12 protein-coding genes are annotated in these 15,303 nt (G+C 67.6%); 2 read left to right on the top strand and 10 right to left on the bottom strand.

The window, feature by feature from the left end; all coding sequences use genetic code 11:
- Nucleotides 1-94: 94 nt before the first annotated feature.
- Genes ACFPPB_RS14620 through creD form a run of 3 tightly spaced genes read right to left on the bottom strand, consistent with a single transcriptional unit; the run spans nucleotide 95 to nucleotide 3,084 of the window.
- Nucleotides 95-964 carry a methyltransferase domain-containing protein gene (locus ACFPPB_RS14620; RefSeq protein WP_377328348.1) on the bottom strand — a complete coding sequence of 290 codons (870 nt, stop codon included), beginning with the start codon at nucleotides 962-964 and terminating at the stop codon, nucleotides 95-97.
- 42 nt (nucleotides 965-1,006) lie between these two features.
- Nucleotides 1,007-1,699, bottom strand: coding sequence for a tRNA (adenosine(37)-N6)-threonylcarbamoyltransferase complex dimerization subunit type 1 TsaB (gene tsaB / locus ACFPPB_RS14615; RefSeq protein WP_377328346.1), 693 nt, complete (start codon nucleotides 1,697-1,699; stop codon nucleotides 1,007-1,009).
- Nucleotides 1,696-3,084, bottom strand: coding sequence for a cell envelope integrity protein CreD (gene creD, locus ACFPPB_RS14610; protein ID WP_377328344.1), 1,389 nt, complete (start codon nucleotides 3,082-3,084; stop codon nucleotides 1,696-1,698). Before creD ends, tsaB begins: the two co-directional genes overlap by 4 nt.
- A gap of 189 nt (nucleotides 3,085-3,273) precedes the next feature.
- On the opposite strand from creD, the gene lepB reads away from it, so the two are divergent.
- Nucleotides 3,274-3,948, top strand: coding sequence for a signal peptidase I (gene lepB / locus ACFPPB_RS14605; RefSeq protein ID WP_377328342.1), 675 nt, complete (start codon nucleotides 3,274-3,276; stop codon nucleotides 3,946-3,948).
- 145 nt (nucleotides 3,949-4,093) lie between these two features.
- On the opposite strand, the gene ACFPPB_RS14600 is transcribed toward lepB, so the two are convergent.
- The 7 genes from ACFPPB_RS14600 to ACFPPB_RS14570 all read right to left on the bottom strand — a co-directional run bounded on the left by ACFPPB_RS14600 (nucleotide 4,094) and on the right by ACFPPB_RS14570 (nucleotide 14,650).
- Complete coding sequence (locus tag ACFPPB_RS14600) at nucleotides 4,094-4,510, bottom strand: nuclear transport factor 2 family protein (protein ID WP_377328340.1); 417 nt, start codon at nucleotides 4,508-4,510, stop codon at nucleotides 4,094-4,096.
- A gap of 138 nt (nucleotides 4,511-4,648) precedes the next feature.
- Nucleotides 4,649-6,595: an ATP-dependent DNA helicase gene (locus ACFPPB_RS14595; RefSeq protein ID WP_377328338.1), complete on the bottom strand. Its 1,947-nt coding sequence runs from the start codon at nucleotides 6,593-6,595 to the stop codon at nucleotides 4,649-4,651.
- Nucleotides 6,596-6,754: 159 nt separating this feature from the next.
- On the bottom strand, nucleotides 6,755-7,288 hold the full coding sequence (locus ACFPPB_RS14590; protein ID WP_377328336.1) for a tetratricopeptide repeat protein: 534 nt from the start codon (nucleotides 7,286-7,288) through the stop codon (nucleotides 6,755-6,757).
- 5 nt (nucleotides 7,289-7,293) lie between these two features.
- Nucleotides 7,294-9,636 carry a penicillin-binding protein 1B gene (mrcB, locus tag ACFPPB_RS14585; protein ID WP_377328334.1) on the bottom strand — a complete coding sequence of 781 codons (2,343 nt, stop codon included), beginning with the start codon at nucleotides 9,634-9,636 and terminating at the stop codon, nucleotides 7,294-7,296.
- 253 nt (nucleotides 9,637-9,889) lie between these two features.
- The gene (locus tag ACFPPB_RS14580; protein WP_377328332.1) at nucleotides 9,890-10,729 is read right to left on the bottom strand and encodes an SDR family oxidoreductase; all 840 of its coding nucleotides are present in this window, start codon (nucleotides 10,727-10,729) and stop codon (nucleotides 9,890-9,892) included.
- Between the two features lie 7 nt (nucleotides 10,730-10,736).
- Entirely contained in the window at nucleotides 10,737-12,443 is a 1,707-nt protein-coding gene (locus tag ACFPPB_RS14575) for a hypothetical protein (protein WP_377328330.1), read from the bottom strand.
- 86 nt (nucleotides 12,444-12,529) lie between these two features.
- Nucleotides 12,530-14,650, bottom strand: a complete 2,121-nt coding sequence (locus ACFPPB_RS14570; RefSeq protein ID WP_377328328.1) for a RelA/SpoT family protein — start codon at nucleotides 14,648-14,650, stop codon at nucleotides 12,530-12,532.
- Nucleotides 14,651-14,822: 172 nt separating this feature from the next.
- Between ACFPPB_RS14570 and ACFPPB_RS14565 the strand changes: the two genes are divergently transcribed.
- Entirely contained in the window at nucleotides 14,823-15,302 is a 480-nt protein-coding gene (locus tag ACFPPB_RS14565; RefSeq protein WP_377328326.1) for a hypothetical protein, read from the top strand.
- Nucleotide 15,303 lies beyond the last annotated feature (1 nt).

Raw genomic sequence — 15,303 nt, 5'->3', positions numbered from 1 at the left:
CCCTCACCCCTCACCCCTCACTTCTCTCCACTCACTTCTGCCCTCTGCTCCATCAATGCCACACGGTCCGCACAGGTACACCGGCAACACGCATTCAAGCGCTGCGGAACACGGCGGCCCGATGGATCTCCCACGGACCGACGACCTGCAGCCAGCGCTCCTGCGCAACGGTGGCGGTGCAGGGTCCCAGCGTGCAGATGCGTATCTCGCGCGTGGCCGCCTGCGCCCGCAACATGTCCAGTACGTCGCGCAGCATCGTGTCCTCGAACGGCGTGTACAGATAGAACACCGTGCCGGCCGATAAATCGATCTCCCGCACATCGCCCTGCACGAACGTCACCCGGTCGAGGTTGAGCGAGTGCGCACAGCGCCGCGCGCACTCGACATGAGCCGCCTCCCATTCGATACCGACGCAGCGCGCGCCGGTACAGATCGCGGCGAGCATGGGGACCTGACCCAGACCGGAGCCAAGGTCGATCAGCACGTCGCGCTCATCGAGCGCGGTGCGCGCGATCATGTCGAAGATATGCCGTGCCGGCGTGGGTTGGTAAAACACCATCTCCGCGGCCAGCCCGGCGAGCGGCATCCCGGGCTCGTCGATCTGCAGGACGCCGCTGATCAACGCATCCAGATAGTCATAGCTGTCGCCCGCCGTCCGGCCGCCCTCATCCGGACCGGCCGCGTACGCACACTCGAGCAATCGGCGGGCACCCGCGCCGAGCTGGACGTCCCGGCGAATGCTTTCGCAGAGCTGGTCGTCGACGGATTCAAGGTCGACGCACAACGCCTCGATGCGATCGCGCAGCCCCGCTTCCACGGCCGTCTCCAGATGGCCGGGCAGACCACAGAGGCGCCAGCTCTCCAGACGATCGAGTACTTCGCTGCGCTCGCGCAGCCGGTCCGGTTCGTGCAACGACCGATCCCGCTCCAGATCATTGATGATGTCGTGCGGCGACCGGCTCATCGGCTGGTCATCCCTGCTTGTGAAGAGCGAACAACCGCCGACTCACGCCTTCCCCTGCTCCACCAGCGTCAGCGCCACCTTGTCGCGCAGATACACCGGCAGCGCCAGCTCCGGCGCCTGCAGGTGACCGGCATGGAATTCGCGCAACGCCAGTTCGGCGACATGGGCGGCCTGCGGGTAACGCATGCCATCGGCCGAGCGCAGCCTGCCCGTGAGGCGCTGGCTCAGCATGCTGGCATAGGTGGCCCAGCCGCTGCCCACCACCTGCCAGGCATCGGCTTCCGGCAACAGCAGCGACGCAGCGGTGCAGATGCGCTCGTCATCCAGCGCGATCAGCCCGCCATGGTCGTCGCGGCGGTAGCAGGCGGCGTAGATCTCGCCCATGCGCGCGTCGATCACGGCGAGGATCGCGGTACCTTCTTCTTCCGGCGCCTCCAGCGCCAGTGCGGCCAGCGAGGAAATGGTGATCACCGGCACGTCCAGCGCCAGCGCCATGCCTTGCGCCAGCGACACGCCCAGGCGCACGCCGGTGAACGCACCGGGGCCGCGGCCCACCGCGATCGCATCCAGCGCATGGCGGCCGATGCCGGCTTCGGCCAGCAGCGCATCGGCCATCGGCAGCACCAGCTCGGTGTGCCGGCGCGGGGCGATCTCGCTGCGCGCGATCAGTTCGTCGCCGTGGATCAGGGCGACGGAGCAGGCTTCGGTGGCGGTTTCGATCGCGAGCAGATTCATGATCGCTCCATGATAGCCGGTGGCGGCACCGGTGGTTCGGTCGATGCCGACCCCGTTGTCGTCGGTCCTGCTGTCATGGGCACGTACGCATACCAGTCGATGCGGCGGGTCAGATACATCATCAACGCCACCATCACCAGCAGCACCAGCGCGCCGATCAACAGCGCGTACTGCTCGGCCGCGATCAACCCGTACAGCATCGCGTAGATCAGCCCCAGCACGCCGCCCAGCAACAGTCCGGCGCGGCGGGCACGCAATACCGCCATCGCGTAACCGCCCACGATGAAGACCACCGCGATCGCGGCCAGCGTATAAGCCAGGCCGAAACCGATCTGTTCGGACAGCGCCAGCAGCACCACGTAGAACGTGGCCAGCGCCGCGCCGACCAGCAGGTATTGCACCGGATGCACACGCAGCCGCTTGAGCACTTCGAACAGGAAGAACGCCACGAACGTCATCGCGATGAACAGCAAGCCGTACTTGCCCGCGCGCACGTTGCGCTGGTACACGTCGACCGGCTGGTACAGCTGCACGCCGAAGGTGGATGCCTGCAATGCCCCGTCCAGGCCATTCCCGGCATCGGTCCAGTGCTGGCCGTAGCTGCGATTGAGATCGAGCATGTGCCAGTGCGCGCTGAATTCCTTGGCGTCGAGCTGATGCTCCAACGGCAGCGCCGCGCCGATGAAGCTCGGATCGCGCCACGGCGCGCGCATCGCCACGTCGGTGCTGCGCGCCAGCGGCAGCAGCTGCAGCGATTCGGTGCCGGCCAGCTTGAGATTGATCTCGACATCGATCGGTTGGTCGGCCAGCGCATCCAGGTCGATCGGCACCACCACGTTCGACCATGGACCAAGCCGATCGGCCGACGAGTCGAAGCGCGCCGGCCTGCCGTTGATGAGCAACTCGCTCACCTCTTGCAGGCCGCGCAGGTCGCCGATCGGCAGGCGCAACTCGGCCTTGCTGCCCTGCCACTGCGCGTTGCTGGCGCGGCGGAACTGGGCCAGGTCCTGCGCCCGGAATTGCCCGCTGATCTTCACCGTGGAGACGAATACCGGCGCGGTGTAGATACCGTAGCTGCGCGTCTGCACGGCCAGCGCCACATCCATCTTCAACTCGTCCGCCAGCATGCTCTCGCTGCCGGAGAGAGTCTGTGGCGGCCGGTTGTCCACCGCCATCAGCTGGGTCAGCGTCGGAACCGTCAGCACCGGACCGCCCAATACCTGCTGACCGCCCCAGCCCTGCGCGATCTGCGCAACCGCGGTCTCGCGCAGTTGCTGACGCTCGCTCACCAGCCCGCTCACCTGCATCAGCGGTATCGTCATCAGCAACGCCAGCACACCGATGCCCAGCACCTTGGCCGTCACCGTCTGTGTCCACTTGACCATGTCCTGCACTCCCTGGGTCGGAGCGTCGATCAGAACAGCAACGAGGGCGATGGCGCAGGCAATGGCGGGCCGCACGCTGGCCGCAAGATGGCATGCCGATGACCGCGAACCTTCGCACCGCCGGCGCGGTCTCTGTAACAGTTCGCCAGCAGAAAGGCTGGCCATCCGATCGCGAAAAAGGGGCAAGCCATGCGCACCATTGCGAAGTTTCTGGCCCGCAACAAGGGCTTCATCACCTTCATGTTGTGCATGGTCGTGTTCCGCAGTGCGGTGGCCGACTGGAACGTGGTGCCGACCGGATCGATGCAGCCCACCATCCGCATCGGCGACCGCATCCTGGTCGACAAGCTGGCCTATGACGTACGCCTGCCGCTGACCCACATCTCGTTGCTGCACCTGGCCGATCCGCAACGCGGCGACATCGTGGTGCTGGATTCCCGCGCGGCGCACGAGCGGCTGGTGAAACGGGTTATCGGCCTGCCCGGCGACCGGGTGGCGATGCGCAACAACGTGATCTTCATCAACGGCCGGGCCGCCAGCTATACCGCCGGCAGCTACGATGGCATCCACGATGACCTGCTGGATCCGGCCCGCTACCGGATCGAACGCTACGGCGACATCCGTCACGCGATACGCCTGTCGGTGAACCGGCCAAGCCCGGCCATCAACTTCGGTCCGGTGAAGGTGCCGCCAGGTCGGTACCTGCTGCTGGGCGACGACCGCGACAACAGCATGGACTCGCGTTATCTCGGTTTCTTCGCGCGCGATGAAGTCGTGGGGCGATCGCGCTACGTGGTCGCCTCACTGGATCCTCGGCATCACTATCTGCCGCGCATCCATCGCTTCGGCGCAGCGCTGGACTGAATGTTCGTGGCCGGTGTCTGCGGCAAGTAGTGCTTCTTGTGGGAGCGGCTTCAGCCGCGATGATCTTCGTCGGCGCGTTGGGGCATCGCCCGCTAGCGGGCTCCTACACGGGTCGGATCGTGCCGCTTGGGCCTGGGCATTGGACTCAGGGACGGTGCTGGCACGGCGTCACCAATGTCCCTTGATGGAACACGATCTGCCATTCGTCGCCTGCGCGCCTCCAGACAGTACTGCGCCGGCTCACCCGCTCGCCCTGCTCCAGGGTGTACGTCAGCAGATACGTGTCCGGCCCGAGTTCGCGGCAATGGAAGTCATGGGTCTTCCAGGTATGTTCGGCGGGATCGGGGGCGCGGCGCTCCAGCACGTCGAGGACCTGAGCGCGGCTGTAGCGGCGGCCGGAAGCGCCGATTTCCCAGAAGTCGGCGGCAGCCATGCGTTCGTAGTCGGCACGCGTGGTACCGAACTCGGGGCGATGGAAGATCGGCTCGCGGCGGCGCAATTCTTCCAGCACCGGCTGCAGCTCGGGCGCGGTGATCGGTGTGGGCTCGATCGAGTCAGCCATGGCGCTGGCTCCTGTGCGTTGAGCGGCATGCCGGTAGAAATCGTCGACGCGAAGATGCTGCGAACGGCGCCTTGTGCGAGCCGCTTCAGCCGCGATGTTGTTGGTCAGTCCGCAAGAGCATCGCCCGCCAGCGGGCTCCTACGGTTTTGCGCTTTCGAAGAATGCTCGCACATCGGCCAGTTCGCGTGTGCGCGGCATCGGCGGCAGGCTGGCCAGGAACAGCTTGCCATAGCCCTTGGTGGTGAGCCGCGGATCGCACAACACCAGCACGCCGCGGTCGTGCACGTCGCGAATCAGGCGACCGGCGCCCTGCTTCAGCGCGATCACGGCGCTGGGCACCTGCCAGCCCATGAACGGGTTGATGCCGGACTGCTCCAGCGCCTCCAGCCGTGCCATCAGCACCGGATCGTCCGGTGCGGCGAACGGCAGCTTGTCGATCACCACCACGCTGAGCGCTTCGCCGACCACGTCGACGCCTTCCCAGAAGCTGGCTGCCCCGAGCAGCACGCCATGGCCGCTGGCGCGGAACTCCTCCAGCAGGCGTGGCCGCGGCGCGGTGCCCTGCACGAACAACGGCCACGGCACCTTGTCCTGCAGCAGTTCGGCGGCGCGACGCAGCGCGCGGTGGGAAGTGAACAGCAGGAACGCGCGCCCGTTCGAGGCGTGCAGCACCGGCAGCGCGGCCTCGATCACCTGCTCGGTGTAATCGCGGGCGTTCGGATCGGACAGGCCCGCCGGCAGATAGCACATGCCCTGCCGCGCATAGTCGAACGGACTTTCCAGGCTCAAGGTCTGCGGATCATCCAGCCCGAGCTGACGCGCGAAGTGATCGAAGTTGCCGGCTACCGACAGCGTGGCCGAGGTGTGGATCCATGCGGCGTGGGTGCGCTCGCGCAGGCCGCGCATCGGCACTGCCAGATCCAGCGGCGTGGCGTACAGCGCGAAGCCGCGCGGAAAGGTTTCGTACCAGCGCACGTCGCGGTCGCGACTTCCTTCGCCTTCGACGATGCGGTCCAGCCGTTCGACGAACAGGTCGGCGCGCTCATGCAGGTTCGTCATGCCGCGCGAGCGCTCGGCCTGCGAAGCCAGCAGTTCGGCCAGCGTGGCCAGCAGTTCGCGCAGGTCATGCAGCGAGCTGCGCACGTCGGCGCGGTCCTGCAGTTGCTGGAACGCGCCGCGCGCCGGCAATGCATCCATCGCCAGCCGCAGCTTGCGCAACGCATCCTGCAGCGCCTCCACCGGCTCCAGCAGCAGGCCGATCGCGCCGGTGATACCGTTGCATTCGGCCAGCGCGTCCTGTGCCAGCTCGGTCAGCTGGCGCGCGCTGACGCTCTGCGAGAAGAACTGCCCGGCCAGCTCGGGGATCTGGTGCGCCTCGTCGAGGATGAATGCGGCCGCGCCAGGCAGAATCTCGCCGAAGCCTTCCTGCTTCAGCGCCAGATCGGCGAACAGCAGATGGTGGTTGACCACCACCACGTCGGCTTCCAGCGCTTCGCGGCGCGCCTTCACCACATGGCAGTCGTCGAAGAACGGGCACTCCACGCCGAGACAGTTTTCCGGCGTCGAGGTGACGCGCGGCCACAGCGGCGATTCTTCCGGCACTTCGGCCAGCTCCATCCGGTCGCCGCGCCGCGTGCGTGCCGACCACGCGCGTATCGTCGCCAGCTGCGCCGCCTGCGCGCGCTCGAACGTGGCGCCCTCGCGCACGGTCTGATCGAGCCGGTACAGGCACAGGTAATTCGCGCGCCCTTTCAGCAGCGCCGTCTTCAGGCGCGCACCGAGCACCGAACGCACCTTCGGCAGGTCGCGGAAGTACAGCTGGTCCTGCAGCGTCTTGGTGCCGGTGGAAATGATCACCCGCTCGCCCGACAGCAGCGCCGGCACCAGATAGGCGAAGGTCTTGCCGGTGCCGGTGCCGGCCTCGGCGATCAGCGTGTCGCGCCCCGCGATCGCCCGCTGCACCGCCAGCGCCATGGCCTGCTGCGCCAGCCGCGGCGCGAAGTTCGGCAGCTCGCGCGCGAACGGGCCGTCGGCACCGAGCAGGGTGCCGATGTCGTCGGACTCGGTGTCATCGATGGCGGTCATCCACCCAGTATGGCGGAGCGCCGGCGTGCGGCAAAACCGTGCCGCTGCCCGCTACGCCGTTCCGAAGCCCTGGTCGCTCGCACGATAGGTCCGTCGCCTGACGCTCTTCCTGCAAGCGTCGAAATGATGCATCGCGTCGACGAACCGGGCGGCGCCTGCTCAGTAGCGCGATATCCCCGCCTTGTGGCACTGCTGCACTCCCTTGCGCGCGGCATCGGCGCCGGCGGCGTCGCCGGCCTGCAGGCGCATCTCGACGATGGTCTGCCAGTTGCGTGCGCACAGCGGGCCGAGCTTGGGACCGAGCGACCACGACTGGCGCGCGAGTTTTTCGGCCCTGGCGAAGTCCTTCAGGCGTATCGCGATCTCGGCACGATCCTGCAGCAAGTCGGGCGAATCCGGCCTGAGCTTTAGCGCCTGGTCGAGCTTGCCCGCGGCGTCCGCGTAGCGGCCGGCCTGTTCGTCGCTCTTCGCCATGTCCTGCAAGCTGGCGACCCCGGGGTCGCGCAACGGGTTGACGTCGATGACGGATTTTTCGCGGTCGCCGGCGGCGCGGATGGCCCCGACCATGTCGTGGTCGGGCACTACGGTAGGCCTGGCCGGTGTCGGTGCCGACTCGAACAGACTGCAGCCGCCGAGCAGCGCGGCAGCCAGCAGGAAGGACAGCGCGGACAAGTGTTTGAACGAATGCGACATGATGATCAATTCCGGATGGGTATGTCGGTGGCGCCAGGCGCGGCGCTGCCGGCGGGCGCAGGATGACCGCCGCCGAACAGACTTTGCACGCCTTGCCAGAAGCAGCCTTCGGTATCGGTCGACAAGGTGCCTGCGATGACCGGAAACTGCCGCGCGCCTTCGCACTGCGGCTCGGTGCGCTTGCCGTCGCTCGGGTTGATCCAGGCCATCTCCAGGCCGTCGGCCGTTGCGGTGGACAGTGGCCGGGTGGGCAGCTTGGCGAACAGGTCGCGCCAGGCGCGCAATGCACCGGTGGCACCGAACAGGCCGGTCGACTTATTGTCGTCGCGACCCATCCAGAACACCGCCAGATGCTCGCCGGTGAAGCCGGCGAACCAGCTGTCGCGGGTGTCGTTGCTGGTGCCGGTCTTGCCGGCGGCATGCAGCCACGCCAGTCCGGAATTGCCGATCGAACTGGCGGTGCCGTACAGCGCCACCTGCTGCATGGCCCACGTGGTCAGCCGCACCGCTTCCTGGTATTCGCCGCTGCCGCCTTGCACCTGATAGCGCTTGATCGTGCGGCCGTTGCCGTCGACCACGCCGCGCACCGCGACCAGCGGCAGCGCATGACCATCGGCGGCGATATATTGATACAGCTGCGCCAGCTGCAGCGGCGCCAGGTCGATCGCACCGATCAGCAGCGACGGACTCGGGTTGACGTCGGTGAGGCCGAACGATTCGAGGAATGCCTTGATCCGCGGCAACCCGACCTGCAAGCCCATATGGATGGTCGCGAGATTCCACGACTTGGCCAGCGCGTCGACCATCGGCAGCTGACCGTGGCTCTGGTTGTCGTCGTTCTGCGGTGTCCACATGCTGCCGTCCGGCTGGCGCATGCTGATCGGGCTGTCGTCGAGCAGGCTGGCCAGATTCCAGCGCTCGGGCTGGGTCAACGCGACGAGATAGACGAACGGCTTGACCGTGGAGCCGATCGGCCGGCGCGCGTCGAGCGCGCGGTTGAAGCCCTGTTCTCCGGGGATCTTGCTGCCCACTACGGCGAGCACGCTGCCGGTCTTCGCATCGGTCACCACCGCCGCCGCCTGCAGCGGATCGGCGCGTCTGCCCAGGCTCTTCATGGTTTCGGTGATCGCCTGCTCGGTGTACAGCTGCGCGGCCGGATCGAGCGTGGTGAAAATCGACAGATTGCCCTGGCTCAGGGTTTCATCGTCGAAGTCGGCGGTGATCTGGGTGCGCACCAGCTGCATGAAGGCGGGGAAACGGTTGTGCGGCAACTGGCCGTTGCTGACGATATCCAGTGGCGCAGCCTGCGCGGCGTTGAGCTGCGCCGCGCTGAGCAGGCCGGTGGTGGCGAACTCCTGCAGTACCAGATTGCGCCGGGCCAGCGCGCGTTCCGGCGAACGGCGCGGATCGTAATAACTCGGTCCCTTCACCATGCCGACCAGCAGCGCGATCTCCTGTGGGCGCAGGTCCTCCAGCCGGCGCCCGAAGTAGAACTCGGACGCCGCCGCGAAACCGTGCACCGCCTGGCCGCCCTGCTGGCCGAGGAAGACGTCGTTGACATAAGCCTCGAGAATCCGCCCCTTGCTGTAATGCGCCTCCAGCAGCAGCGACATCAGCGCCTCGTTGAGCTTGCGCGTGAAGTTCTGGTCACGGCTCAGGAACAGGTTGCGAACCAGCTGCTGGGTCAACGTGGACCCGCCCTGCACGGTATGCCCGGCGCGCAGGTTGGCGACCGCGGCGCGCATGATTGCGCTGAAGTCGATCCCGATATGGTGTTTGAAATCGCGATCCTCGACCGCCTGCAGACCGCTCAGCAGCAGCGGCGGCACGTCGGCCAGATGCACGAAGCGGCGCTCCTCCTGGCTGGCGCCGTACAGCGTGGCGATGCGCGCCGGATCAAGATGCGCCAGCGCGATCGTCCTGTTGCTGGCGGCATCCTGCACCGACTGCACGATGCCCTTGCCCAGGGTGACGCGAATGCGCTTGGGCAACTCGCCGCCGTCGGGACCGGCGTAACCGCGCGAGGTGATCGTATAGCGCGTGCCCTGCTTCGCCCAGCTGCCGGCGACCTGGCCGTGGCCGTCGTTGCTGTAGCCGGCGAAGGTCAGTTCCAGCTCCAGCGCAGCCGGCGTCATCGGCATGTCGGCGGCCAGCGGCAGCGGTCGCGCGTAGACCCGGGTGGGCACGGCGAACACCAGATCGTTGAAGCGATCCTGCACGCGCTTGTTCAGCACCAGCGTGTACGGCAGCACGAAGCCGAACAACAAGCCCATGCCGATCCAGAACGGGATGCGCAGCCACGGCCAACATCGACGGGCGAGCGAGCGAAGACGATTCAAGAAGTCCAACGTGGGGAAATCCGGCAATCAAGTGGTTCGATCATAGGGCCTGCTACCCGGCGCGCATATGAACGCGTCGGCCGGTTTTGTGGCCAGACGCGGGCAATGTGTGCCTGTCGACCTGTCGATCTTGTTGACCTGTGGGAGCGACTTCAGTCGCGATGCTCACGATCCATGTGTGTATGCATCAGAGCATCGCGACTGAAGTCGCTCCCACAAAAGCTTCCCCAGGAGCCTCCCACGCCAGCCATGCGTTTCTATTCTATGTAGATGACATCCACATCGATGCTTCCGGCCGGAACGGCCGGGGGCGAATGCCCAGCAGCCGCTGCAATTCGCCGTTGTCGGCGATAAGGTCGCTGTCCAGCCGGCTCAGCGGTCCGCGCAACGGCGGCAGCGCGAACCGGGCCATCTGCAACAGCCACACGGGCAGCGGCACCGGCACGGTGGCCTGCGGCAGGCTGCGACGCACACGCGCGAACATCTCGCCGGCCGGCAGGCGCTCGCCGCCGCCGATCGGCAAGATACGGCCGGATGTCGCCGGGCAGTCCAGCACCGCCATCACCGCCTGCGCGATATCGTCCGCATGCACCGGTTGGCGCAGGCCATGACCGGCCGGCAACGGAAACAAACGCGTGCGCATCGCGCGGCGGGCGATCGGGGTCAGGCTCTTGTCGAGTCCGGCACCGTAGACCAGGGTCGGCCGCAGCACGGTCCAGGCGCAGCCGTGACGGGTACATGCCGCGGCCAGCGCGGCTTCGCCATCACGCAACTGGCGTGAGATCTTGCGTTCGGCGGACACGCTGGAGTCGCGCTTGGTTTCGGCACTCATCGAACTGGTGGCGATCACCCGCGGCGAATCACTCAGGCGGGCCTGTGCCAGCCAGTCGGCCAGCCCCTGCAGCGGACCGAAACTGATGATCGCCGACAACGGCGGCAGCGCCGGAACGTCGGCGGGCAGCGCGCCCTGCAGCCAGTTCACCCCGGCTTGCGCCGGCCGTGGACGCCGGCTCAATGCCAGCACCGGCTCACCGCCGGCCAGCAGGCGGGGCATCAGGAAGTGACCGATCTGGCTGCTGCCGCCGAACACCAGTACCGTCATGCAGCGCTCACTGGTTGCCCTGCAACCGGGCAGTCAGATCGAGTACGCGCGGATGATTCGGTGACAGCTTGCGGGCATGCGCCAGCGACTGCGCGGCGTCGATACGGTCGCCACGTGCCAGCTGCTGCTCGGCCTGATCGAGCCATGCGCTGGTCAGGCGGTCGCTCAGCGCGTTCTGCACCGCGTCGCCCGGCGCCAGCTCGGCCAGGTTCGCCAGCATGTCGTCGGCCTGTTTCAGGTTGCCGGCGGCGAGTGCCAGGTTGAACTGCAGCTCGACCTGCCCGGGCAAGCCCTGCAGTCCGCGCGTCGCCGCGTCGCTGTTGCCGTCGATCGCCAGCGCACTGCGATACAGGTCGTACGCGCTGTCGCCGGGCGGCATCATGATGTCGCCGTTCTTCGTGGCCACCTTCGCACGCTGCACCAGTCGCGCCACCGCCGCATTTTGCTCTGGCGACAACACCACCGGCGCAGGCGGCGCCTCGCTGTCGTTTTCCGACGGAGCCGCGGCCGGCTGCGACGGCGCGCTCTTCAAGCGTGCGCGTGCAGCGGCCAGATCGGCCGACTTCGGTGCCAGCTCGGCGGCCTGGTCGAGCAACTTGGTCGCCTGCGCGGTGTCGCCGGCGTCGATCGCGGCGCTCGCCTGCACCGTCATCGCCTGCGCCACCTTGCCGAGGCCGGCCTTTGCCTGCGCGTTGTCCGGATCGAGCTTGAGGGCGGCCTGGAAATGGGCCAGCGCCGTATCGTCGCCGGCGCCGCCGATGCGGCCGGCGCGCAACGCGTCCTGGCCTTGCTTGAGGAGCGCGTCCAGCGCGGCGTTGTCCTGCTTGCGGGTCTGCGCCTGCAGCGCGCGCAGCGCCGGCAACGCACCATTGTTCGGCTGCAAGGCGGCGAGTTGCTCGATGCTGGCGTTCGCCGCGTCGGTGTCGTTCGCATCGAATGCCTTGCGCGCCTGCACCGCCAGTGCGGCGCCGACCTGGTCGAGTCCGTGCGCCGCCACCGCATTGCCGGGATCGGCGCGCAACACGCGCTGGTACAACGCACCGGCTCCATCGGGGCCGCCCAGTTTGCCGGCGGCCAGCGCCTGCCTGGCCTGGTCGACCAGATCCACCGTCTGCACCTGCGACGCGCGAGCGCTGCTGATCGCACGATCGAGCCGGTCGATGTCGCTGCCCCCGCCGAGCAATTCGCGTGCGGCCGCCGCCTCCTGCGTTGCCTGATCGAAATGGCCGGCCTGCAGCGCGGCATCGGCCTGCGCCAGTTCCGCCTGGCCGACCTGGCGCAAACCGTCGCGGGCACGGTCGTTGTCCGGCTCCAGCGCCGCCGCGGCCTGAAACAGTTCACGCGCGCTGGTGCCGTTCTGGCCGTCCAGACGGCCCTCCTGCAAGGCCTGCTGCGCCTGCGCCAGCACCGTGTTGAAGTCGGTCCGCGGCAACATGCCGCGCAAGCGATTCTGGCCCAGCCAGAGGGCTGCGATCACCGCGATCGCCAGCAGCAGCAACAGCGGAGTCCGCTTGCCGCGCCGACGGTAGCGGCGAGGCTCCGGCTCGTCGGTGTCCGCCCGCGTGTTCGCACGCGGACGGCGGGGCTCGACAGACATCTGCGGCAGACCATCGGGGGATGGTGCGCGCGGCACATCCAGACGATCGAGATCCCCCAGCGTGGGCTCGGTGCGGGTGGGTGGATGTGTGTCGTGCTGGTCGCGGCGTCCGCTCATGATACGTAGCTGTGCAGGCTGTCGCTGCAGCTTAACATCGGGCTGCCGGTCGCTGCCCCGCCCATGTCTGGGCATTGCGCGGTCATTCAGCCGACGCCGACCCGGCGCACGTCGATCACGTTCGGCAGAGCCTGCAGTTTGCCGAGCAGGGTCGACAACTGCTCGAAGTCGCGCACGCGCAGGGTGAAGCGCATTTCCACCTCGCCGGTATGCGCGAGCAACCGGCTGGCGGAGACGATGATGTGCGTGCCGGCGTTGCTGATCACACTGGTGACGTCCTTCTGCAAGCCTTTGCGATCATAGCCGCGCAGTTCGATGTCGACCTCGTAGGCCTGGCTGGCGGCGCTGCCCCAGCTCACTTCGATCACCCGGTCCGGATCGCGTCGCGCCAGCCGCGCCAGGCTGCCGCAATCGGTACGGTGCACCGATACGCCGCGCCCCTTGGTGATGAAGCCGCGCACCGGATCGCCGGGCAGCGGCTGGCAGCAGCGCGCCAACGTGGTCAGCAGATTGCCGATACCTTCGATGCTGAGCGCGCTGCGATCGAGCGTGGCCGGCCGCGCGGTCACCGCCGGCGGCGGAGTTGCCGGCGGCTGGGCGGCTTCCTGCACCACGCGTGCGATCTGGCCGGGCGTGAGCTCGCCCAGTGCCAGCGAGACCAGCAGTTCATCGTGGGTCTGCAGGTGGAAATGCGCAGGCAGTTTGGTCACGTCCGCGCCCGACAGCCCCAGCCGCTTGAGCTCGCGCTCGAACATGCTGCGGCCGGCCGCGAGATTCGCGTCATGGGCGATCCGGCGGAACCACGCGCGCACCTTGTCCTTCGCCCGCGAGGTATTCAGATAGCCGTGGTGCGGCGACAGCCAGTCGCGGCTGGGCTCGCCCAGCTTGGTGGTGAGGATTTCCACCCGATCGCCGCTCTGCGGCTGGAACGTCAGCGGCACGATGCGGCCGTTGACCTTGGCGCCGCGGCAGCGATGGCCGACTTCGGTATGCACCAGGTAGGCGAAATCCAGCACGGTCGAACCGCGCGCCAGATCGAACACCTCGCCCTTGGGCGTCAGCAGGTAGACGCGGTCTTCCAGCAGCTCGGTATGCAGCTCGGCGGCCAGCGCGCTGTCGTCATCGCCGCGCGGCTCCAGCAGCTTGCGCATCCAGGCGATCTTCGCCTCGAACTCGGCATCGCTGCTGCCGCCTTCCTTGTAGCGCCAGTGCGCGGCCACACCCAGTTCGTTCGCGCGATGCATCTCGTGGGTGCGGATCTGCACTTCCAGCGTCTTGCCCTCCGGCCCCAGCACGGCGGTGTGCAGCGACCGGTAGCCGTTCGCCTTGGGCCGCGCGATGTAGTCGTCGAACTCGCCAGGCAGATGCGGCCAGCGCGCATGCACCACGCCCAGCGACGCGTAGCAGTCGGTGACGTTGTCGACCAGCACGCGCACCGCGCGGATGTCGTACAGGTCGGAGAAGTCCAGCGACTTGCGCTGCATCTTCTTCCAGATCGAATAGATGTGCTTGGGCCGCCCAGCCAGCTCGGCATGGATGCCGGCAGCGGCAAGCGAGCGCTGCAACTCGTCCAGCGATTCGCGGATGAAACTCTCGCGGTCGCTGCGCCGCTCGTCGAGCAGCTTGGCGATGCGGCGGTAGGTTTCCGGCTGCAGGAAGCGGAACGCCAGGTCCTCCAGTTCCCACTTCAGCTGCCAGATGCCGAGCCGGTTCGCCAGCGGCGCATGGATGTCGCGGGTCAGCCGCGCCAGCGCGGCGGCCTGCTCCGCCGGCAGCGATGACGCCGCGCGCATGCGCGCCAGCTGCCGCGCCAGCAGCACGAACACCACCCGCAGGTCGCGCACGATCGCCAGCAACAGGCGGCGCAAGCCTTCGGCCGCGCCTTCCGGTGCCCGCTGCGCGTGCAGCGCCCACACCTGTTCGGCCGCCTGCTGGCCACCGACCAGGCGCTGCAGCTCGGCCGGCAATTTGGTGGCCTGCGCCTTCCACAGCGCCGGATCGACCCGCGCCAGCTCGAACCACAAGGCCGCCGCCTGGGTTTGCGCATCGCAGCCGAGCATGCCGAGCAGGTCAAGCACATCGCAGCATTCGGTTTCGGGAACGGGATGCGCGGCACACGCCTGCAATGCCTCGGCCAGCAGCGGCGACAAGCTGCCGGCACCGTCGCGCCATGACAGCAAGCTGGAGGATTTGACGGCTCGGGCCATGAGACAGGATGTCCGGTACAGACCGCTATGGTAGCCGCAGCGGTCCGCCGGCGGTCGGCAGGCGCACGACCGGGCCCGGCCGGCGTGAGCAGTGCTTGGCTTGAGGGCGCTTTACCGCGCAGAATCGTCCATCATGCCGTTCCACGATCCGCCGTGCCCCGAGGACTTACCCATGCCGATCCGCCCACGTCACCTGATCCTGTCCATGCTACTGACGCTGCCGTTGTGGGGCCTGACCGTACATGCCCAGCAGACCACCGGACTGCAGCAGCGCATGAGCGACAGCGAGTTCAAGGCGGCAGGGCTGGACAAGCTGTCGCCGCAGGAACTGGCCAATCTCGACAGCTGGCTGAGCACGCACGGCAAGGTCACCACCAAGATGGTCGACGCCAGCGGCAAGCCGGTGTTCTATGCCGGCAAGGCCAAGCGCAGCAAGATAGACGCGCACATCGTGGGGCACTTCGATGGCTGGCATGGCCAGGATCAGTTCACTCTGGACAACGGCCAGGTATGGAAGCAGGTCAGCTCGGATGCACCCTCCTGCATGAGCGCCACCAATCCGGCGGTCAAGGTCAAGCCTTCGCTGATGGGCACCTGGCTGATGTACGTGGAAGGTTGCAACGGCGACGTGCACGTCGAACGGACGCACTGAC

This window comes from Rhodanobacter terrae (genome assembly GCF_042657005.1).
Classification (GTDB): Bacteria; Pseudomonadota; Gammaproteobacteria; order Xanthomonadales; family Rhodanobacteraceae; genus Rhodanobacter; species Rhodanobacter terrae.
The sequence above is the reverse complement of the archived record's forward strand: the minus strand, read 5'-3'. Positions and strand labels throughout refer to the sequence as shown.